The sequence below is a fragment of the Niveispirillum sp. genome (genome assembly GCF_017996735.1).
Lineage (GTDB): Bacteria > Pseudomonadota > Alphaproteobacteria > Azospirillales > Azospirillaceae > Niveispirillum.
On the sequence record NZ_JAGOGJ010000003.1, the window covers coordinates 149,344 to 169,494 of the forward strand.

Annotated in this window: 16 protein-coding genes; 12 read left to right on the forward strand and 4 right to left on the reverse strand. The window is 67.5% G+C overall.

Annotated elements, in window-relative coordinates:
* Positions 1-2: 2 nt before the first annotated feature.
* Both KBA48_RS02460 and KBA48_RS02465 read right to left on the reverse strand, forming a co-directional pair.
* Positions 3-1,406: a hypothetical protein gene (locus KBA48_RS02460; RefSeq protein ID WP_292903364.1), complete on the reverse strand. Its 1,404-nt coding sequence runs from the start codon at positions 1,404-1,406 to the stop codon at positions 3-5.
* A complete protein-coding gene (locus KBA48_RS02465; RefSeq protein ID WP_292903365.1) occupies positions 1,403-2,512 on the reverse strand; it encodes a hypothetical protein in 1,110 nt (369 codons plus the stop codon). The genes KBA48_RS02460 and KBA48_RS02465 overlap by 4 nt, the downstream gene beginning before the upstream one ends.
* A gap of 578 nt (positions 2,513-3,090) precedes the next feature.
* Between KBA48_RS02465 and KBA48_RS02470 the strand changes: the two genes are divergently transcribed.
* The 10 genes from KBA48_RS02470 (at position 3,091) to KBA48_RS02515 (ending at position 13,738) form a co-directional block, all read left to right on the forward strand.
* Positions 3,091-5,811, forward strand: coding sequence for an EAL domain-containing protein (locus KBA48_RS02470; protein WP_292903367.1), 2,721 nt, complete (start codon positions 3,091-3,093; stop codon positions 5,809-5,811).
* 83 nt (positions 5,812-5,894) lie between these two features.
* On the forward strand, positions 5,895-6,617 hold the full coding sequence (locus KBA48_RS02475) for a heme ABC transporter permease (RefSeq protein ID WP_292903369.1): 723 nt from the start codon (positions 5,895-5,897) through the stop codon (positions 6,615-6,617).
* Between the two features lie 4 nt (positions 6,618-6,621).
* Complete coding sequence (gene ccmD, locus KBA48_RS02480) at positions 6,622-6,819, forward strand: heme exporter protein CcmD (RefSeq protein WP_292903370.1); 198 nt, start codon at positions 6,622-6,624, stop codon at positions 6,817-6,819.
* Positions 6,819-7,286: a cytochrome c maturation protein CcmE gene (gene ccmE / locus KBA48_RS02485; protein WP_292903435.1), complete on the forward strand. Its 468-nt coding sequence runs from the start codon at positions 6,819-6,821 to the stop codon at positions 7,284-7,286. Before ccmD ends, ccmE begins: the two co-directional genes overlap by 1 nt.
* A 128-nt stretch (positions 7,287-7,414) precedes the next feature.
* A complete protein-coding gene (locus tag KBA48_RS02490) occupies positions 7,415-7,588 on the forward strand; it encodes a hypothetical protein (RefSeq protein WP_292903372.1) in 174 nt (57 codons plus the stop codon).
* Between the two features lie 348 nt (positions 7,589-7,936).
* The gene (locus tag KBA48_RS02495) at positions 7,937-9,925 is read left to right on the forward strand and encodes a heme lyase CcmF/NrfE family subunit (protein ID WP_292903374.1); all 1,989 of its coding nucleotides are present in this window, start codon (positions 7,937-7,939) and stop codon (positions 9,923-9,925) included.
* A gap of 13 nt (positions 9,926-9,938) precedes the next feature.
* A complete protein-coding gene (locus KBA48_RS02500) occupies positions 9,939-10,484 on the forward strand; it encodes a DsbE family thiol:disulfide interchange protein (RefSeq protein ID WP_292903376.1) in 546 nt (181 codons plus the stop codon).
* 131 nt (positions 10,485-10,615) lie between these two features.
* Complete coding sequence (locus tag KBA48_RS02505; RefSeq protein WP_292903436.1) at positions 10,616-11,107, forward strand: cytochrome c-type biogenesis protein; 492 nt, start codon at positions 10,616-10,618, stop codon at positions 11,105-11,107.
* Positions 11,104-12,525 (forward strand): c-type cytochrome biogenesis protein CcmI, encoded by a 1,422-nt coding sequence (gene ccmI / locus KBA48_RS02510; protein WP_292903378.1) that lies wholly within the window; start codon positions 11,104-11,106, stop codon positions 12,523-12,525. The genes KBA48_RS02505 and ccmI overlap by 4 nt, the downstream gene beginning before the upstream one ends.
* Before the next feature lie 70 nt (positions 12,526-12,595).
* Positions 12,596-13,738: a winged helix DNA-binding domain-containing protein gene (locus tag KBA48_RS02515; protein ID WP_292903380.1), complete on the forward strand. Its 1,143-nt coding sequence runs from the start codon at positions 12,596-12,598 to the stop codon at positions 13,736-13,738.
* Positions 13,739-13,787: 49 nt separating this feature from the next.
* Here the strand turns inward: KBA48_RS02515 and KBA48_RS02520 are convergent, their stop codons facing one another.
* Positions 13,788-14,024 (reverse strand): helix-turn-helix transcriptional regulator, encoded by a 237-nt coding sequence (locus KBA48_RS02520; RefSeq protein WP_292903382.1) that lies wholly within the window; start codon positions 14,022-14,024, stop codon positions 13,788-13,790.
* Positions 14,025-14,148: 124 nt separating this feature from the next.
* Between KBA48_RS02520 and ybaL the strand changes: the two genes are divergently transcribed.
* Complete coding sequence (gene ybaL, locus KBA48_RS02525; protein WP_292903384.1) at positions 14,149-15,945, forward strand: YbaL family putative K(+) efflux transporter; 1,797 nt, start codon at positions 14,149-14,151, stop codon at positions 15,943-15,945.
* Positions 15,946-16,156: 211 nt separating this feature from the next.
* Positions 16,157-19,147, forward strand: coding sequence for a GAF domain-containing sensor histidine kinase (locus KBA48_RS02530; protein ID WP_292903386.1), 2,991 nt, complete (start codon positions 16,157-16,159; stop codon positions 19,145-19,147).
* A gap of 69 nt (positions 19,148-19,216) precedes the next feature.
* Here the strand turns inward: KBA48_RS02530 and KBA48_RS02535 are convergent, their stop codons facing one another.
* Positions 19,217-19,987, reverse strand: coding sequence for a phasin family protein (locus tag KBA48_RS02535; protein WP_292903388.1), 771 nt, complete (start codon positions 19,985-19,987; stop codon positions 19,217-19,219).
* Between the last annotated feature and the right edge of the window lie 164 nt (positions 19,988-20,151).

Genomic DNA, 20,151 nt, shown 5'->3' on the forward strand with positions numbered 1-20,151 from the left:
GGTCAGAGACCCAGATCGGTCAGCGCCGCCATCAGGTCACGCGGCTGGGCAAAGCCCCCATGGCCCGACTGATCCGGCGCGCCGACCACCAGCAGCCGTTCGGCGGCCACGGCCACACCCAGCTTTCCGGCATGGGCGGCCATATCTTCCCGCGATGGCAGCTTGTCGATGGTGCCATGGCCATAGACCAGGATGGGAAGCACCTTGGTGCCCGGCTGCTGCTGTTCCACCAGGGCGGTCGCGGCCAGCAGGGCCCGCCAGCAGGGCGTGCGCACGGCGGCCGGCTTGTCCCCATCGGCCCCGGCGGCCATTTCCGCCCCATCCGCACCCAGGGTCCAGGCCCGGCCGCACAGATCCTCCGTGGCCAGCAGGGCGGTGATGGGCGTGCCGCCGCGCGTCGCCGTGGCGACGGCCACAATACCCGACCCCTTGGCCACCTGCGGCGACCGGGTGGTTTGATCGAAGGTGCGCGACAGGGCCGACGACACAACCTCCACCGTCTGGGAAAGGGCCTTGTCCCCGGCCGGCAGCGACAGGCGGTGCCAGGCACCGAAGACCAGGGCCGCGACATCGGACTGGATTGCGGCGGCAACCGGCGCCGGGGGCGCGACGGGTGCGACGGGCGCAGGTGCCACGCTGACCGGACGGTCCTCCAGCGCCTTCAACCGGCGCTCCAGATCGGCCAGGGCCTGACCGCTGGCCGGGGTCGGGCGGTTTTCCAGGGCGGCCAGCCGCCGGGACAGCTCGGCCAGGGCCGGGCCATGGTCCGGCACCGGAACGGCCGGGGCCGGCTCGGGTGCCGCGACGGTTTCGGCCGGAAGGGTGGGGACCTTGCGCAAATCACTGCGGATGTCGCGCACATCAAGTTGCAGGTCGCGCACCGCGCCGACAACGCGCAGGATGCTTTCATGCACCTGGCCGATAATGGCCTCGAACTGGTCATGGCCGACAAAGCCGCCCGACGGGATGGGCAGGTTGGGCGCTTCGCCCCCCTGCGCCATGGTCTGGCGGGCCGCCGCGATCCAGCTTTCCAGCCCCGCGACCCGGTTCAGCAGTTCGGAGGCGGATTTCGAAACCCGGTCCAGTTCCTCCGGATAGCGCGTGACCTGCTGGCTGACCACCCCGGTCAGGTGGGCCAGCCGTTCGCGCAGTTCCTGGATGTTCTGCCCCAGGGCGTTGATCTTCATCGTCTCCGGCAGTTGCACCACGGCGGAATGCATGGCGGCCAGATCGGAGCGGAAATCACGCAGCCGCGACCCGACATGCAGGGCTAGGTCGCGGACAATGGTTTCCGCGTAATCGAACGCATCCACACTGTCCTGAACCTCTCCGGTCAGGGGGGCGCCACCGGCCCCCGCCTCCGCCAGCTTGCGCGCGTCGGTGGTGTCGCTGGACGGCATGCTCATGGGGCGGCCTCGCTGGAGGAGAGTGTATCGTTCAAGGATGCCAACAGGCGCGCCCGCCGTGCCTCCGCGTCCTGGCGGCCCAACCGGGGCACCGACGGGGTGGGTGCGGGCGGCTCCGGCAATGAAACGGGTTTTGGTGGTTCCGCGGCCGTCCGGACAGGCTCCGCCGCCTTTGCCGGCTCCGGTGCTTTCGGCGCTGGCGGGACGGGGGCCGGTGGCGGCGGGGGGGGTGAAGCAATGGCAGCCTTGGCTTCCGCCGGTGGCATTACCGGCTTTGGCGGGGCTGGCGGCGACACCGGCTCGGCTGCCGGCTTTTCGACCGCCTTGGCGGGGGCTTCCGGTGCCTTGGGCGGCGCCTTGGCCGGTGCCGGTTCCGCCAGCCGGGCCTCCACCGGTTTTTGTTCCGGTGGCTTCGGCGGCGGGGCGGCGGCCCGCAGAGGTTCGGGCGCCTTTTCCACCACGGTTGCCGCCGCTTGCGGTGCGGTCGGAGCGGGGGCAACCGCGACGGGTGTAACCGGGACCGACGGCCGTGATGGCGGCTGCGGGGGTGGCGTCACCGGCTTGGTTGGGGCCGGCGGGATCGGGCGCGTGGCCAGCGGCGGTGCCGTGGTCAGGCTGGGCGTCCCCGTGGCGGGTGCCGTTGCCGGGGCGATCGTGCCGGTAACGGCGGCGCCCGTTGTGTCGGATACGGCACCGACCGAACGCGGCTGCAGCGACGTCAGAGGCGGTATGATCGGTCCCTTGGGCAGGGACAGCGGATTGGTGCGATCCAGCGGTTCGGGGATGGCCCCGCCGACCAGATCGGTCAGCAGTTTGCGCAAGGCGGCGGCCTTCGCGCCCTTGATCGCCTCGCTTCGGGTCTGTGCCCGCTGGATCAGGCCGGGTTCGGCCGACAATTGCAGGAAATTCACCTGATCGGGGGTCAGGCTTTCCAACCGCCAGGTCAGGTCGTCCAGCACATCCTGCCCACCCACGAATCGGGTCAGCGACTCGATCGTTCCCGTCACGACAGTGGCGTCACGCACGGCGCGGGAGGAGAAGACGGGGCTTTTCCCCATGCCGCCCGCCGGTGCTTCCAGGGTGGAGACCAGCAAATCCGTTTCCACAGGCGCCTCCGCGGGCGCCGGTATCTCGGGTCGTACATTATCCATGACGGGCGGGGCGGGAACGGCCTGGGGCGCCGGTTCCGCGCGGTGACCGGTCAGTCGACGAAGAAGGGAGCCTAGCATCGCATACTCCGCCGCCCCCGGTCCGGGGACGGGACCAAGGCACCAGAAAGCCGCGAGGCGAAGAAGGCACCTCGTCTACCGGCCGGCACACTGCATTTGATCCACATGGTCCGGGCAAACTCCGACCAGAACATTCTTTTGCCACTATCGTTATCACGTCCCGTGCCGCCGACGCAATTTCCCAGCGGATCAAGAAGCTAGCCTCCATACCCCTTTTGGGCACGGACCGGGAAAAATCGGGGTGGCGCAGGCCGAATAGTTTGTTGCCAATATGGATACGGACACGGCATGCTGGTTTCCCGTCGCGGCATTTTGATTCACCGCAATTACCAGACCAGTTCAACGCAATATTAACGCATCGACACTTATGTGATTGCTCTCACCGACAGATGGGTGGTTATCCGCTTCCCTGTCGTTTCCGCCTTTCCCGTCCCGCTGCCTGGTCCCCTCTGCCGATGCTGGTTCCCCCCGCCCAAGGATGGTCAGATCCCCTGTCGCTGATCGCGGCGGGCGGCGATGCATCCGGCGAAAGGCTGGATCTGATCCAGCCGCACGGATGGATGCTGGTGCTGGATCCCGGCGATCGCCGGTTGATCCAGGCCGGCGCCAATCTGCCGGCCCTGCTGGGCATGACCGTGGAGGAGGCGCTGGGCAGGACGGTGGCGGACCTGCTGGGCCCCGTGGCGGCGCGGGCCCTGGACCGTGCCATTGCGCAGGCCGGGGCCGATGCCATTGGCCCCGTGCCCCTGCGCCTGGATCGGGACGGCCAGAGGCGCCGGCTGATCGCCCATGGGCAATGGGACGATGGTGGCCTGATCCTGGAACTGGAAGAGGCGTCGCCCCTGGGGGATGCCGGCATGGTGGCCGCCGGTTTCGGAGCGGCCATCCGCCGGTACCGGCATATCGGGACCGTGGCGGACCTGGCGCCGGCCGTCGCGCAGGATCTGCGCCGTCTTACCGGTTATGACCGTGCGCTGTTCGTGCGCATGCCGGAAGGCGGGCAGGCCGAAATAGTGTCCGTCGCGGCGGCGCCGGGCAGCGGGGAACTGCCGGCCGTCGGCTTCGTCCCGCTGCGGCCGTTGGAAACCACGCTGCTGGAACTGAACCGCGCCCGGCTGGTGCATGACATGGGGGCGGAACCGGTGGCGCTGCTGCCGGCGGTCAATCCCTTGACATCGGCGCCCCTGGACCTCAGCCGCGTCAGCCTGCGCCATCCCACCAGCCTGTTCCAGGGCCATGGGCATCGGCGGCAGGTGCGGGGCGTGCTGGCGGTCACCCTGCTGGTCGGGGGCCGCATGTGGGGATATCTCTGGTGCGAAAGCGTCGCCCCCCATGCGGTGAGCCCCTCCGTGCGCGCCCTGTGCGAGGCGCTGGGCGAGATCGTGGCGGCACAGATCGCGACGCTGGAGGAACGGGCCAGCATCGCCGCGCGCACGGCGGCGGCCCGTGGCCTGACCCGCCTGTCGCGGCTGCTGCGCCAGGGCGTGCAACTGACCGACGGGTTGATGGCGGCGCAGCCGGTGATCCGCGAGCTTCTGCCCCACGCTTCCATGATCGCGGGGATCGAGGGCAGCCATTGGGCCAGCCATGATCTGGCGCCCCTGTCACACTGGCTGGAAGCGCTGGGCGCGCCGGGTGCGGCGCGGCGCGAGGGCATCGCCTGGCGGCAGGGGGTGCTGGGCATCGATGTGCCGGACGGGCATGTCGTCCTGCTGCGGGACGGGCAGGCCGGGTGGAGCCATATCGAACTGGAACTGGCCCAGGAACTGCACCATCTGCTGGCCGAGCGCCAGGCGGAGATCTATCGCCGCCGCACAGAGCAGCAACTGCATGTCATGGCCAATTTCGACAGGGTCACGGGTCTGCCCAACCGCGCCCATATCCTGCAGGCCCTGCAGCAGGCGCTGGGCGTGGAGACGGAGACGGCCGTCACCGTGATCGGCCTGGACCGGTTCCGCGCCCTGAAGGCGACGCTGGGCGAGGCGGATTCCGACGCGCTGCTGGCCGCTGTCGGAAAGCGGCTGCGGGATTGTGTGCCGGCGGGGGACCTTCTGGGCCGCATCGATACCGGTGAATTCGCCGTCCTGTCCTTCGATGGCGACGCGGCCGACCGTGCCGAGCGCATCGCCCACACGGTTCGCGACGCGCTGCGGGCCCCCCTGTCGGTGGCGGGGCGGGAGATGTTTGTGACGGCCAGTCTGGGCGTGGTGCCGGAAGCGCAGGGGGCCAGCGATGCCACCACCCTGCTGCGCGATGCCGAGATTGCCAGCGCGGAGGCCGAAGCGGCGGGCGGCGGCGGACGGCGCGTGTTCGACGCCGCGATGCGGGCGCGGCTGACCGAACGCCATGTCATCTATGACCGGCTGCGCCAGGCCATCTATTTCACCAACGGCGTGCGGCCGGTGTTTCAGCCGATCGTGCGGCTGGCCGACGGGGAACTGGCGGGGTTCGAGGCGCTGGCCCGCTGGACCGACCCCGACCATGGCCCCATCCCGCCCACCACCTTCGTGTCGGTGGCGGAGGAGACGGGCCTGATCGTGCCGCTGGGCAACCATATCCTGGTCCAGTCCTGCCGCCAGATCGCGAAATGGAACCGGGGGCGGGCCGGCAAGCCGCTCTATGTCTCGGTCAATCTTTCGCCCTATCAGCTTGACCCGTCGCGGCTGGATATCGTGCGCTGGGTGACGGGCGTGCTGGAGATGACGGAATGCCGGCCGGAATGGCTGCGGCTGGAGATCACCGAAAGCGGGTTGATCGGCCAGGGCGGGGAGGCGATCACCATTCTGCAGGGGTTGCGGGACCTGGGCATCGGGCTGGCCATCGATGATTTCGGCACGGGCTATTCGTCCCTGGCCTACCTCCAGAACCTGCCCGTCGACACGATCAAGATCGATCGCAGCTTCGTGACCGGCATGGCAAGGGACGAGAAAGGCCTGGCCCTGGTCAGCGCCATTCTGCATATCGCCGGCATCATGGAATTCGGTGTCGTGGCCGAAGGGGTGGAGACGGAGGCGCAGGAGGCGCTGCTGCGCCAGATGGGCTGTGACCGGGCGCAGGGGTACCTGTTCGCCAAGCCGCTGGAAGCCGACATGGCCACCGCCCTGGTCCATCACGCCATCGACCTGCATGAACAGGTGGAGGAGATCCGGAGCCTGCGCGCCGGCCGCTGGGGTTAGGCATCCTGTGCTGGATCAAATCAGCGCATGAGGCTCTGCCACCGGTGTGAAATTGCGGGGGTCCATGCTACATAAGGACCACCATGCATCGCTTCGCCAATCCCGCCCGCTTCCTGCGCCTGGCCGCCCTGGTCCTGCCCTGGGTCTCGGTCCTGTCCGCCCTCCTGTTCGCTGCCGGCCTCTATCTGGCGCTGTTCGTCAGCCCGGAGGATTACCAGCAGGGCGATACCGTCCGGATCATGTATATCCATGTGCCCGCCGCCTGGATGGCCATGTTCGCCTACAGCTCCATGGCGGTGGCGGCGGCCTGCGCGCTGGTCTGGCGTCATCCGCTGGCGGAGGTCTATTCCAAGGCCGCCGCCCCGCTGGGGGCGGGCTTCACCCTGCTGTGCCTGGTCACGGGCAGCCTGTGGGGGGAGCCGATGTGGGGCACCTGGTGGGTGTGGGATGCGCGCCTGACCTCTGTCCTGATCCTGTTCTTCCTCTATCTGGGTTATATGGCGCTGGTCGATGCGTTCGATGACCCCCAGCGCGGGCACCGGGCCGGATCGATCCTGCTGCTGGTCGGTGCCATCAATGTGCCCATCATCAAATTCTCCGTCGACTGGTGGAACACGCTGCATCAGCCGGCATCCGTCCTGCGCATGGACGGGCCGTCCATCCATGGCGACATGCTGTGGCCGCTGCTGATCCTGGCGCTGGCCTTCAAGACCTATTTCGCGGCCACGGTCATCCTGCGCATGCGGGCCGAACTGGCGGAGCGCAAGATCCAGACCCTGCGTCTGACCCAGGCCGGGGGGGTGTGACAGGATGGCCGACTTTTTCCACATGGGCGGATACGCCATCTATGTCTGGTCCAGCTATGGGCTGGCGCTGCTGATCCTGGTCGGTCTGCTGGCGGCCAGCCTGGGGACCTTGCGCCGCAAGGAACGGATGCTGCGCAGCCTGGAACAGACATTGCCGCGCCGCCGCCGGGCCGTGGCGGGCGACGGGGAGGGAAAACCATGATGACGCGCAAGAAGCGCCGTCTCTACATGCTGCTGCTGGCCCTGGCCGGGCTGGGCACCGCCACGGCGCTGACCCTGACCGCGTTCGAGGAGAATGTGGCCTTCTTCTTCTCCCCCTCCGATCTGGTGACCAAGCCGCCGGGCGACAAGCGGGTGCGGGTCGGCGGGCTGGTGGAAGGCGGGTCGGTGGTGAAGGTGGATGATGGCGTGTCTACCCGCTTCACCATCACCGATACGGCCCATTCCGTGACCATCACCACCGACCGCCCCCTGCCGGACCTGTTCCGCGAGGGCCAGGGCGTACTGGTCGAAGGCCGCCTGGGCGCCGACGGCGTGTTCGTGGCCTCGGAAGTGCTGGCCAAGCATGATGAGAAATACATGCCCAAGGAAGTGGCCGACGCCCTGAAGGCCTCGGGCCAGTTCAAGCCGGAATTGCCGGGCAAGCCGGTCTATGAGGCGGGGAAGTAAGGGTGGGCATCCCTTTCGTTCCCAGTTAGGCTTTATGTCGGTTGCTGACATCATCATGGTGAGCGGACATGCAACATCGGTATCGTTTGAAATCCAGCATTGATGCTGGTTCCCGTTGGGGCCGGGCGTTGGCCGACAGCATCGACGCTGCCGCTGTCGAAGGCTTGGCTGCAGGTCCGGTACCGGTCGCGCAAGTTGCCGAGATCATGCGTCGCCTGGATGCCGAATGGGACGCCGCCGACGAGTTGGACAAGCGGATGTCCGATATCGCACGAGATTCCGCACGCACTTCATTGCGGTGAGTGCTGTCAAAATGGAGCCGGCTTTACCCAGCAACCTGTACCCGCCCGCCTTAAGGGACTTGGTGCGGATATTGCGTGAAAGCCGGCGACAGTTCGGTACGATCGTCGCCCGTCAAAGCCGTGACAGATTATATGCGCGCTGCGAAGCCATCCGGACAGGAAACGAAAAAGGGCATCTGCGTGCCGATGTCCAGCCCCGTTACCCCACACGATTTGCCAACGAGACCCCTTGGGTAATCGCTTTCGATCCGGAGACCCGGAACATATACCGCATTGTGCATGGACACCGACATCTGTCATCGATGTTCACCCGTTCAAGATCAAAGTAGCGAAGCGGAAAGCCTGCCCATGATCCCCGAGATCGGACATTACGCCCTGGTTCTGGCCCTGCTGCTGGCGGTGGTGCAGTCGGTGATGCCGCTGGTCGGGGCGGCCCGGCGGGATGTGGCCTGGATGGAGACGGGGCGGATGGCGGCGTTCGCGCAGCTTGCCGCAATCGCCATTTCCTTCGCGGCCCTGATGCAGGCGCATGTCGTCTCGGACTTCTCCGTCCTGAATGTCGTGAATAACAGCCACAGCCTGAAGCCCATGCTGTACAAGGTGGCGGGCGTGTGGGGGAACCATGAAGGTTCCATGCTGCTCTGGGTCTTCATGCTGGCCCTGTTCGGGGCGGCGGTGGCCGGGTTCGGGCGCAACATCCCGCCGACGCTGAAGGCCCGTGTGCTGGGCGTGCAGGGGTTGATCGGTGTGGGCTTCCTGCTGTTCATCCTGCTGACCAGCAATCCGTTCGCCCGTATCCTGCCCGCCCCCCTTGATGGCAATGACCTGAATCCACTGCTGCAGGATCCCGGTCTGGCCTTCCATCCGCCCTTCCTCTACATGGGCTATGTCGGCTTCTCCGTCGCGTTCAGCTTCGCTGTCGGCGCCCTGATCGAGGGCCGGGTCGATCCGGCCTGGGGACGCTGGGTGCGGCCCTGGACCCTGCTGGCCTGGACGTCGCTGACCATGGGCATCGCCATGGGCTCCTGGTGGGCCTATTACGAGTTGGGCTGGGGCGGCTGGTGGATGTGGGACCCGGTGGAAAACGCCTCCCTGATGCCCTGGCTGGCCGGAACGGCGCTGCTGCATTCCGCCATCGTGGTGGAAAAGCGCGATGCGCTGAAGACCTGGACCATCCTGCTGGCCATCCTCACCTTCTCGCTCTCGCTGCTGGGCACGTTCCTGGTGCGGTCCGGCGTGCTGACCTCGGTCCATGCCTTTGCGGTCGATCCGCAGCGCGGGGTGGCGGTGCTGGGTCTGCTGATCCTGGCGACGGGTGGCGGGCTGCTGCTGTTCGCGCTCCGGGCGCATGCGCTGAAGATCGGCGGGCTGTTCGCACCGCTGAGCCGGGAAGGGGCGTTGGTGCTGAACAATCTGCTGCTGTCGGTGTCGGCGGCGGTGGTGCTGATCGGGACCCTGATGCCGCTGCTGCTGGACGCGTTCGGGCACAAGATCTCGGTGGGCGCGCCCTATTACAATTTCATCACGCCGTTTCTGACCATCCCCCTGATCCTGGTCATGGCGCTGGGGCCGTTCATGCCGTGGAAGCGGGCCGACCTGCCGGGCGTGCTGTCGCGCCTGTGGGTCGTGGCGCTGCTGACCCTGGTGTCGGTGATGCTGGCCCTGTGGCTGGCCGGCGTGAAGCCGGTGATGGCGCTGGTCGGCATCGCCATGGCCGCCTGGGCCGGGTTCGGCGCGCTCTGGGAAGTGGCGGACCGGGTGAAGCTGTTCCGCGTGCCGCTGCGCGATAGCCTGAGCCGTGCCAAGGGCTTGCCGCTGGGTGCCTGGGGCACGGCGGTGGCCCATGCCGGCATGGGCATCGCCATCGCCGGCATGGTGGGCACCACCTTCTGGCTGGCCGAGGATGTGCGGGTCATGAAGCTGGGCGACAAGGCCAGCATCGCCGGCTACGAACTGGTGCTGGACCGGGTCGAGGATCTGAATATCGCCAATTACCGGACAGAGATGGGCCATTTCAGCGTCAGCCGCGACGGGGCGCCGGTCGCCCGGATGAAGGCTGAGCGTCGCTGGTACCCCGTGGCCAAGATGCAGACGACGGAAGCCGCCATCCACACCACCTTCTATTCCGACCTGTATGTGGTGCTGGGGGAGGAGAGCGGGGCCGGTGGCGGCTGGGTCGTGCGGCTCTACCACCACCCGCTGGTGCCCTGGATCTGGATCGGCTCGCTGATCATGGTGCTGGGCGGCTGTCTCAGCCTTTCCGACCGGCGTCTGCGGGTCGGTGTGCCGGCCCGCCGCACCGCACCGGTCGCCCCCGCCCTGCAACCCGCCGAGTAAAGGGCGAGACAAGATGAGCGCCGTGACCCGTCACCGTCTGCTGCTGCTGCTGCCGCTGGCCGTGTTCCTGATCCTGGGCGGTTATTTCGCGCTGGGCCTGACCCGCGATCCGTCCAAGCTGCCCTCCATGCTGATCGACAAGCCGGCGCCCACCTTTTCCCTGCCGGGCCTGACGGAGGGGGAACCGGGTTTGTCGAACGCCGACCTGACGGGCAAGGTGCGGCTGCTGAATGTCTTTGCAAGCTGGTGCGCGCCCTGCCGGGTGGAACATCCGCTGCTGATGCGGCTGGCGCGGGAGGAGGGGGTGACCATCCACGCCATCAATTACAAGGACAAGCCGGAAGCGGCCAAGGCCTTCCTGGACCAGATGGGCAATCCCTTCACCGCCATCGGTGCGGACAAGGATGGCCGCGTCGCCATTGATTTCGGCGTCTATGGCGTGCCGGAAACCTATGTCATCGACAAGGATGGCCGCGTGCGTTACCGCCATGTCGGGCCGCTGATGCCGTTCGACCTGGAAGAGAAGATCCTGCCGATGATCCGGGAACTGTCCAAATGAGGGAGTGGCTCGGGCGGCTTTCTCTACCGTCATCCCCGCGGAAGCGGGGACCCAGCATAAGCGGCGTCAGCCGCGACATGACCCATATCGGCGCTGACCGCGCCTCACGCTGGGTCCCCGCTTTCGCGGGGATGACGGTGGTTAAGGCCGTGGCGGTGTTTACCTTCATAGCCGTCCTCTCCCTTCCCGCCCTGGCCGTCATGCCGGACGAGAAACTGTCCGATCCGGCGCTGGAGGCCCGCGCGCGGGAGATATCCAAGGAACTGCGCTGTCTGGTCTGTCAGAACCAGTCCATCGATGACAGCAATGCTGATCTGGCCCGCGACCTGCGGGTGCTGGTGCGCGAACGGCTGGTGGCGGGCGACAGCAATGATCAGGTCCTGAACTATGTCCATGACCGCTATGGCGATTTTGTGCTGCTGCGCCCACCCGTGACGGGTTACACGGCGCTGCTCTGGGGCGGTCCGTTCGTGCTGCTGGCGCTGGCCGGGATCGGCACCGCGCTTTACATGCGTCAACGCCGGCGGGATGTGGAAACCATGCCCGCCCCCGCCCTGACGGCGGATGAGGAGGCGCGGCTGGCGGACCTGTTGAATGAAGACAAGCCGGGGGATGGGCGATGATCGGTTTCTGGCTGGTCGCGGCCGCCCTGACGGCGCTGGCCCTGCTGCCCTTGCTGCGCGCCCTGCTGCGCCCCGCCCCGCCGCTGGAAGGGGCGGCGGATTTTGCGCGCGGTGTCTATGCGGCTCAGGTGGCGGAGATCGACCGCGACCTGAAACGCGGCATCCTGTCCGACGATCAGGCCCGCGCCGCGCGGGCGGAGGTGGGTCGCCGCCTGCTGTCGGCCGCGGACGAGGCGGCGACGCTCACGCCCGCCGCTATGGAGGCGAAGCCGGCCCAGCGGATGGCATTGCTGGTCACGCTGCTGCTGCCCGTGGCGGCGCTGGCGATCTATCTGCCGCTGGGCCATCCCAACATGCCGGCCGTGCCCTTTGCCACCCGGCCCAAGGAGGCCCCCGTACCACCGCAGGTGCTGGAGGCTGTCGCCAAGCTGGAAGCGACGCTGAAGGATAATCCGGACGATGCCGGCGGCTGGGGCCTGCTGGCCCAGACCTATGGCGCCATGAGCCGGCCCGACGATGCCGTCAATGCCTGGCGTCAGGTGCTGCGCCTGACGCCCGACGATGCCGCCGTGAAGGGCACGCTGGGTGAGGCGCTGACCGTTGCCGCCGACGGCGTGGTGGGGGAAGAGGCCGTGCGCCTGTTCACCGAAGCGGTGGCCGCCGACGCCATGGATGCCCGCGCCCGCTATTATCTGGGCATGGCGCGGGTGCAGGCGGGCGATATAAGGGGCGCGCTGGACCGCTGGACGTCCCTGGTCGCCGACAGCCCGGCCGATGCGCCCTGGCTGCCGACCGTGCGGGCGCGCATCCATGATGCCGCCACCCAGGTGGGCCTGGACCCCATCGCCATCACGCCGGCACCCCGGCCCGCCAGCGCCCCGCCGCCGCCCGCCATGGCTCAGGCCGGTGGCCCGGGTGGGGGCGGTGCCGCCCCGGCCCTGTCGCCCGAACAGATGCAGGCCATGGCGGGGATGAGCCAGCAGGACCAGCAGGCCACCATCAACAGCATGGTGGACGGGCTGGAAGCCAAGCTGAAAGACAATCCCGGCGATGCCGATGGCTGGATGCGTCTGGCCCGCGCGCGGGAGGTGCAGGGCAAACTGGATGCCGCCCGCGCAGCCCTGCGCGGGGCGGTGAAGGCCGATCCCGGGCGGTTGCTGGCCTGGCTGGACCTGTCCCGCCTGACGGCACCCGACAATGTGCAGACCCAGGGCAGTGCCGAATTCCTGACCGCCATGGGCAAGGTGCTGGAACTGGCGCCCGATAATCCGCAGGCGCTTTATTATCTGGGCCAGCAGGCGGCGAACGAGGGTAAGAATGACCGGGCGCGTGACTTGTGGGGACGGCTGCTGAAACAGCTTCCCGCCGACGCGCCGCAGCGCCCGGAACTGCAACGGCGGATGGACGGGCTGAAATAGGGTCTGTTCCCCTATTGTTCCCAACCATATTCTCCGGCATCCTGCGGTGGTTTCCCGAGCCGCAGGATGGATGATGACCGCGATCACGCTGCCCCAGGCGCTTTCTTTCCGGCTGGACCGGCAGAACCTGACCATGCCGGCGGCGGATGCCCTGATCGCGGCGCGCAGCCTGATCGGGGCGCAGGCACAGGTGCATTCGGCCGCCATCCTGCAATTGCGGGCGCGCAGCGATGGCGGGACGGCGGATGCCGATATCGACCGCGCCCTCTATCAGGACCGCAGCCTGGTGAAATTGTGGGCGCAGCGGTCGACCCTGCATCTGATGCCCGCCGATGACCTGCCCATGATCCTGGGCCTGCGCCGCGAACATGTGCAGGGTTACCAGAACTGGTACGCCAAGGAAGGGTTGAGCCTGGAACAGGTTGACGCCCTGGTCGCCGCCGTCGTCGCCGCCCTGGAACAAGGCGCGCACAGCCGTATGGACCTGTCGCGCCGGCTGGTGCCGACCCTGGGCGAATGGGCGCGGCCCATGCTGGAACATAGCTGGGGCGGCATCATCAAGCTGGCCTGCGCGCTGGGCCATGTCTGCCACGGGCCGGCGGAAAAGCCGGACGGGGAGGGCGCGCGGGAGGCCTTGTTCGTGCATCTGGCGCAGTGGCTGGGCCAGGCGCCGGCGGTGCCGGACGGGCGCACGGCCATGGCCGCGCTGGCCCGCCGCTATCTCTCCGTATTCGGGCCGGCCACACCGGCGGATTTCAAGAAATTCGTCGGGTTCTATGCCGGCCCGGCGCAACAGGCCTTCGCCGATCTGGCGGACGAGATCGTTCCGGTGGCGCTGGGCTCCAGGAAAGCCTATCTGCTGGAAACCGATCTGGAGGCGCTGAAGGCGTCGGCGCCGGCCGAGGGGCAGATCACCGTTCTGGGCCTGTTCGACCCCTTTCTGCTGGCCCATGCCGATACGGGCCAGTATCTGGAGGAGAAATTCCGGCCGGCCGTTTATCGCACGGCCGGCTGGATCAGCCCCGTCATCCTGCGGCAGGGAAAGGTCATCGCCACCTGGACGCACAAGCGGGTGGCGGGACCCAAGGGCAAGGGCGCCTGGGAGGTGCAGGTAACGCCCATGGAACGGGTCTACAGAAAGGAGCTGCCGGCGATCACGCGGGGGCTGAAACGTCTGTCAGGCGGCATTCCCGTATCCGTTGCGCTGACTTGATGCCGGCCTGCCGCTGCGGGCCAACATGGGGGCATGGCGCCGCTCGCCCTTACGCCCGGAACCGCACGCCCTCTCCGGTGCCGTCGCTGGCAGGCACCGGTTCCACGCCCTGTGCCGCCAGCGTTTGCAGGATCAGCACCATGCTGCCCCGGTGCGGTTCGTGGCGGCCGCTTTCGAAATCGCGCACCGTGCTGCGGGACAACCCGGCCGCCAGCGCCAGTTGTTCCTGACTCCAGTCCAGCAGGCCGCGCGCGGCGCGGCACTGGGCTGGGGAAATCTGGACCATAGAAAGTTCCTGGGGCACGGGTTGCAATCCGAAACGTCTCAACCATATTGGGTGATATTGGATTAAATGGTTGAGAGGTCAAGGCCTGCCCGGTCATTGGCCCGGATGAAAGGCAGCCTTCCCCATGCATGATGTGCCCCTGATCACGATGATTGTCGCGGCGCTGGCGCTGGCTTTCATTTTCGGGGCGATCGCGCAGAAGCTGAAAATCTCTCCCCTGGTCGGGTATCTGCTGGCGGGCGTCATGATCGGTCCCGGGACGCCGGGCTATGTCGCCGACATGAACCTGGCGCCGCAACTGGCGGAAATCGGCGTCATCCTGCTGATGTTCGGGGTGGGGCTGCATTTTTCGGTCAAGGATCTGATGTCGGTGAAGGGGATCGCCATCCCCGGCGCCATCGGCCAGATCGGCATCGCGACGCTGATGGGCATGGGCCTGTCCTGGGCCCTGGGCTGGACCCTGGGCGCGGGGCTGGTGTTCGGCCTGGCCCTGTCGGTCGCGTCCACCGTCGTGCTGCTGCGTGCCTTGCAGGAACGCCGTCTGGTCGAGTCGAAAAGAGGGCGCATCGCTATCGGCTGGCTGATCGTGGAGGATCTGGCCATGGTCCTGGCGCTGGTCCTGCTGCCGGCGCTGGCCGGGCTGCTGGGTGACAAGGCCGGCGCCGACGGGGCGGAGGCCGTCACCCTGACGGGTACGCAATTGCTGACCGTGGTCGCCATTACGCTGGGCAAGGTGGCGGCCTTCGTCGCCCTGATGCTGGTGGTAGGCAAGCGCGTCATTCCCTGGGTGCTGCACGAGATCGCGCATACCGGCTCGCGTGAGCTGTTCCGGCTCGCCGTGCTGGCCATCGCCCTGGGTGTCGCCTATGGCGCCGCTGAACTGTTCGGCGTGTCCTTCGCGCTGGGCGCGTTCTTCGCCGGCATGGTCCTGTCGGGATCGCCCCTGTCGCACCGCGCGGCGGAGGAGTCGCTGCCCCTGCGCGACGCGTTCGCCGTGCTGTTCTTCGTGTCGGTCGGCATGATGTTCGATCCGGCCATCCTGCTGCAACGGCCGGTGCCCGTGCTGGCCACGCTGTTGATCATCGTGCTGGGCAAGTCGGTGGCCGCCTATCTGATCGTGCTGGCCTTTGGCCATCCGCGCAGCACGGCGCTGACCATTTCGGCCAGCCTGGCGCAGATCGGCGAATTCTCCTTCATCCTGGCGGCGCTGGGCGTCAATCTGGGCCTGCTGCCGCAGGAGGGCCAGGATCTGGTGCTGGTCGGCGCCATCCTGTCGATCCTGCTGAACCCCGTGATGTTCTCCTTGATCGACAAGTTCGGCCACAAGCTGGAACCCGGCGGCGTGGACCCCGCGACGCTTGCCGTCGCGGTCGAGCCGACGCGGGAGCCGATCCCCCCCACCAGCCTCAGCGGCCATGCCGTCATCATCGGCCATGGCCGGGTCGGCAGCCTGATCTCCGCCCGGCTGCAGGAGGAGGGGGTGCCCTATCTGGTGGTCGAGGATAACCAGAAACGCATCGACACCCTTCGTGCCGCGGGAGTGGAGGTGGTGGTGGGCAATGCCGTGCTGCCGGAGGTACTGTCGGCCCTGAACCTGCCGGCGGCCCGGCTGATGTTCATCGCCATCCCCGGGTCGTTCGAGGCCGGCCAGATCATTCGCCAGACGCGGGTCGCCAATCCCGGCCTGCCCATCATCGCCCGTGCCCATGCCGACGAAGAAGTCGTGTACCTGACCCAGAATGGTGCCAGCACGGTGGTGATGGGCGAACGGGAAACGGCGCGCGGCATGATCGCCGAAGGTCTGGCCAGCATGAGGCCGCCGCCCGCCGCCTCCGCCCTTGCGGAAATTGAGGCCGCGCCGGCGCCCGACCGGCCGGCACAAGCCGGCGGACCGGACACGCCGGCCCCCCAGCCCCTGTGATGCCACAGCGCGGGACCCTGGATTTCAGGCGGGATTCCATTGCGGCGACGGCCTGTTTCCATGGCAATGCGACCACAGATGGTGGCAAAAGCCGGGAATCGTAATGTTGCCCAAGGAACCTATTTGCCACCCGGTCCCAGGTTGCGTAGCATTTGATTGAAATGCCGTCGGCGTGGTGGGGCGCGGAAGCGGCAGGCGATCTGGGCGGTCCATGGCGGACAGTGTGACGGACAGGGATGGCGATGAGGAGGCGGCTGACGAAGCGTCGCTGCTGGCCTGTCTTGACGAATTCGCGGGCGAGATGCCGCCCGTTGCCGATTGCCCGACGCTTCCTGGTTCTTCCCTTGTCGGTCCGCTGGATCTTTATGGTCTGGCCGAACAGGTTCTGTCGGCCGAACATCACCTGGCCAATGCACAGGACCCGGTGCAGCGGCTGCTGCTGCTGACCACGCTGGCCTGGTACAACCGGCAGCGCGACACCCGCCTGGCCCTGGAGATGATGGGCGAGGCCATGGACCTTCTGCCCTATGCCACCTTCGCCAACGAACGCGAACTGCGCCGCCTGACGGCGCGGCTGCTGTTGATCAAGGCGGAGGCGAAGGCCCTGTTTGCCGAACTGGATCAGGCGGAGGCGCTGCTGGAAAGCGCGCGCGCCACCTTCCGCCAGATCGGCGACCTGCTGGGCGAGGGTGATGCCGCCATGACGGAGGCGCTGCTGGCCCTGGACCGGGGACAGACCCGACGCCGCATCCTGGCCCACCGCAATGCCAATAGCCTTTACCAGCGGGCGGGCGACATGATGCGCCAGCAGATCGCCCAGGCCTGGATGGCGCGTGACGCCCTGTTCGGCGATGCGGCCGCAGCGGCGGCGCAATGGGCGCCGATCCTGCCGGAGGGGCCGCTGCTGGAACATCCCGGCCTGGATGCGGTGGCCGCCTATTTCCATGGCGGGCTCTGCTTCTCCCGCGGGGATTTCATGAAGGCGCTGCGCCATTATCAGCGGGGCTGCGATCAGGCCATGCTGGCGGGGCAGATGCGGCTGGCGGTCCTGCTGGCCGGCAATGTCGGCGCGGCCCATGCCAACCTGAACGACTATGTCAGCGAATTCCTGTGGCGCGAACGGGCGCACGGGCTGGCGCGGGCCACCGGCTGGCCGGCGGCGGTGGGGCAATGCCTGCGCGGCATGGGCGATACGCTGCGCCGGTTGCAGCAGACGGGCCGGGCCCGGCACCTGCTGCTGGAATCGCTGGAATGGCTGGCGCCGTTCGGCCGGTCGCGCAACCATGCCATCGCCTGCCAGTATCTGGGGGATCTGGAACTGGATGTGGGGGACCCGGCGGCGGGTCTGCGCTGGTTCGACGATCTGCTGGACATTGCCCGCGATCTTGAACAGGGCGATCTGCAGGTGGAGGCCCAGTGCGGCCGCGCCCGCGCCCTGACCCTGCTGGGCCATTGCGACCCGGCCCTGGCGGCGGCCGATCAGGCCCTGGCCCTGGTGCATCAGCGGTGCGACCGCTGGCGGGAGATCGATGTGCTGCGGGCCAGGGCCGGCATCCATCAGCGTTTTCCCGATCTGGCGCCCCCTCCCGGCCTGGCTGACGGGGAAACCGCGCCCATCCATTACCTGCGTCAGGCGCTGGATCTGGCGGGCTCGATCCAGGGATACACTGTTTCCGCCGATCTTCTGTCCGCCCTGGCCAACGCCTATGAGGCGGCGGGCGACATGGGGGCGGCCCTGCATTGGGAACGCAAGGCCGGTCAGGCGCGCGGCATCATCCATAGCCGCGAGGTCAGCGACCGGCTTCTGGCTATGCAGGCCGGGTTCGAGACGGAGCGGTTGAAGGCCGAGGGCGACTATCACCGGCAACTGGCCGCCGCCGAGGCGGCCCGCGCGGCCGCCCTGCACGAGGCGACGCAAACGCTGGAGCAGTTGGGCCGGATCGGGCAGCAGATCACGGCCACGCTGGACGCGGAGGCGGTGTTCCACGCCCTGCACCGCCATGCGGGCACGATGATGGAAATGGATGCCTTTTCTATCTATGTCGTTGATGAAACCGGAGAAAATCTGGATCTCCGCTATGGTCTGGAATTCGGGCGGCCGCTGCCTGCCATCCGGCGGGCATTGTCCGATTCCGTGTCGCTGGTCGCCCGCTGTGCGCGGGAACGCCACGAACTGCTGGTGCTGCGCGGCCCGCATGAACAATCCTCTCCGTCCCATATTCCGGGCACGCGTTTCATGCGCACGCTGCTGCTGGCCCCGCTGGTGGTCGGCGCGCGGCTGTGGGGGGTGATGACGGTGCAGTCGGCAGCGGAAAACGCCTATGGCGAGCGGGAGAAGCTGGTCTTTCGCACGCTTTGCGCCTATGGCGCCATCGCCCTGTCCAATGCCGCCGCCTATGCGAAGGTGGACAGCACGCTGTCGGAACTGCGCGCCACGCAGGGGCGGCTGGTGCAGCAGGAAAAGCACGCGTCGCTGGGCCAACTGGTGGCCGGTGTCGCGCATGAGATCAATACGCCGCTGGGCGTGGCCTTCACCCTGGCCACCCACCTGCAAAGCGAGCGTGACGATATCGCCAGGGCCTTCGGCGTCAATCAGCTCAAGCGCGGCGCCCTGGAACAGTTCCTGGAGAAGCTGGACGAAGGGCTGCGCATCCTGACCGGCAATCTGGAACGGGCAGCCGACCTGATCCGCAGCTTCAAGCAGGTTTCCGCCGATCGCAGCAGCGAGGCCCTGCGCACCGTCGACCTTGTCGCCTATGTCGGCGACGTGCTGAAAAGCCTGGAACCGATCATACGTCAGCGGCGGGTCAATGTTGCCGTGGATGGCATGCCGGGCCTGACCGTCACCACACTGCCGGGTCTGCTTGCCCAGGTGGTGGCCAATCTGGTGCAGAATGCCATCGTGCATGGCTTTGCCGGGGTGGAAAGGCCGGAAATCCTGATCGCCGTCGGCCGGGCCAGCCCCGACAGGGTCTCCATCGCCATCACCGATAATGGCGTGGGCATGCCGCCGGAGGTGCTGTCCAAGGCCTTCGATCCATTCTTCACCACCAAACGCGACAGCGGCGGCACCGGTCTCGGTCTGCATATCGTGCATAATCTGGTGACCGGGCCATTGCAGGGCGCCATCGATCTGGCGTCCGTGCCTGGTCACGGCACGCGCTTCCTGATCACCCTGCCATTGGCGCTCCGGGCGGGGTAGGGGCGGACATGAAAACGGGGCACCGTTGCTGGTACCCCGTTCTGCATTTCATGTTGTCTCAGGCGCCGATCAGGCGGCCTTCAGTTTCGACAGCTTCTCGACGGTCGCGTTCACGCGGGCCGTGATGGGCTCGGCGGCCTCGTTGGCGACCTTGATGCCGGTCTCGGAGACCTTGGTCGCCTCGGCCACCAGCGCGTCAAAGGAGGTCTTGGCGAATTCGGTCTGCAGGTCGACCAGTTCCTTCACCGACTTCACGGCGAACAGGGCCTTGGTGGTGGCCACCGACTGTTCGTACTGGGCCTGGGTGAAGGCGACCAGTTCCTTCGACAGGGCTTCGAAGCCCTTGGTCAGGATCGTGGAGGAAGCCACAAAAGCCTCCACATTGTCCTTCTGGAAGCCAACGACATCTTCGAACGTGGCGAATACCTGCTTGCTCATCTTTTCCACCTTTTCCTTGGTCTGGGCGATAGCCTGTTCAACCGGCTTGGCCGGGGGTTCGATCCTGGTGGCCGCTGCCGGGGCGGCCTTGGGTGCGGCCGGCTTGGCCACGGGCTTCGGCTTCGCCGGCTTCGGGGCCGGGATCGCCTCGGCTTCCACCGCAACCGGGGCAGCCGCGACCGGCGGTGCTTCCACCGGCGCAGGCGGGGTTGCCGGTTCCGGCGTCACTTCCTCCACCGCATGGGCGACGGGCGTCTCCACGGGCGGTTCGATCTGTACGGCAGCTTGCGCTGCGGTTTCTTCAACCGGGGGAACGGGGGCCGGCGGAACAGGGGCGGATTTCGCGACGGCCTTTTTCGGCGTCGCGGCCGCCACGGGCCCCTTCGGCATGCGGGTTGCCATGTGCCATCTCCTTGTTGCGCTCTGTCGGTACCGGTCCGCTTGGTGCAGCCCCGGCGCCGGTCGCCGCTTCAACCCAAGCGACCCGCCACCGTCACGGCGGCTGGAGCCAGGTGTGCTGCAATGCAGCATGGGTGTAGATATATCGGTGCGATGGACAGGAGTCA

What these genes read in the sequence shown, in the direction of transcription:
- ccmD (WP_292903370.1), top strand. Translation starts at nt 6,622, where the DNA reads ATGGCCGACTTTTTCCACATGGGCGGATACGCCATCTATGTCTGGTCC.
- ccmE (WP_292903435.1), top strand. Translation starts at nt 6,819, where the DNA reads ATGACGCGCAAGAAGCGCCGTCTCTACATGCTGCTGCTGGCCCTGGCC.
- ybaL (WP_292903384.1), top strand. Translation starts at nt 14,149, where the DNA reads ATGCATGATGTGCCCCTGATCACGATGATTGTCGCGGCGCTGGCGCTG.
- KBA48_RS02530 (WP_292903386.1), top strand. Translation starts at nt 16,157, where the DNA reads ATGGCGGACAGTGTGACGGACAGGGATGGCGATGAGGAGGCGGCTGAC.
- KBA48_RS02475 (WP_292903369.1), top strand. Translation starts at nt 5,895, where the DNA reads ATGCATCGCTTCGCCAATCCCGCCCGCTTCCTGCGCCTGGCCGCCCTG.
- KBA48_RS02505 (WP_292903436.1), top strand. Translation starts at nt 10,616, where the DNA reads ATGACGGTGGTTAAGGCCGTGGCGGTGTTTACCTTCATAGCCGTCCTC.
- KBA48_RS02515 (WP_292903380.1), top strand. Translation starts at nt 12,596, where the DNA reads ATGATGACCGCGATCACGCTGCCCCAGGCGCTTTCTTTCCGGCTGGAC.
- KBA48_RS02520 (WP_292903382.1), bottom strand. Translation starts at nt 14,024, where the DNA reads ATGGTCCAGATTTCCCCAGCCCAGTGCCGCGCCGCGCGCGGCCTGCTG.
- KBA48_RS02495 (WP_292903374.1), top strand. Translation starts at nt 7,937, where the DNA reads ATGATCCCCGAGATCGGACATTACGCCCTGGTTCTGGCCCTGCTGCTG.
- KBA48_RS02460 (WP_292903364.1), bottom strand. Translation starts at nt 1,406, where the DNA reads ATGAGCATGCCGTCCAGCGACACCACCGACGCGCGCAAGCTGGCGGAG.
- KBA48_RS02535 (WP_292903388.1), bottom strand. Translation starts at nt 19,987, where the DNA reads ATGGCAACCCGCATGCCGAAGGGGCCCGTGGCGGCCGCGACGCCGAAA.
- KBA48_RS02500 (WP_292903376.1), top strand. Translation starts at nt 9,939, where the DNA reads ATGAGCGCCGTGACCCGTCACCGTCTGCTGCTGCTGCTGCCGCTGGCC.
- ccmI (WP_292903378.1), top strand. Translation starts at nt 11,104, where the DNA reads ATGATCGGTTTCTGGCTGGTCGCGGCCGCCCTGACGGCGCTGGCCCTG.
- KBA48_RS02470 (WP_292903367.1), top strand. Translation starts at nt 3,091, where the DNA reads ATGCTGGTTCCCCCCGCCCAAGGATGGTCAGATCCCCTGTCGCTGATC.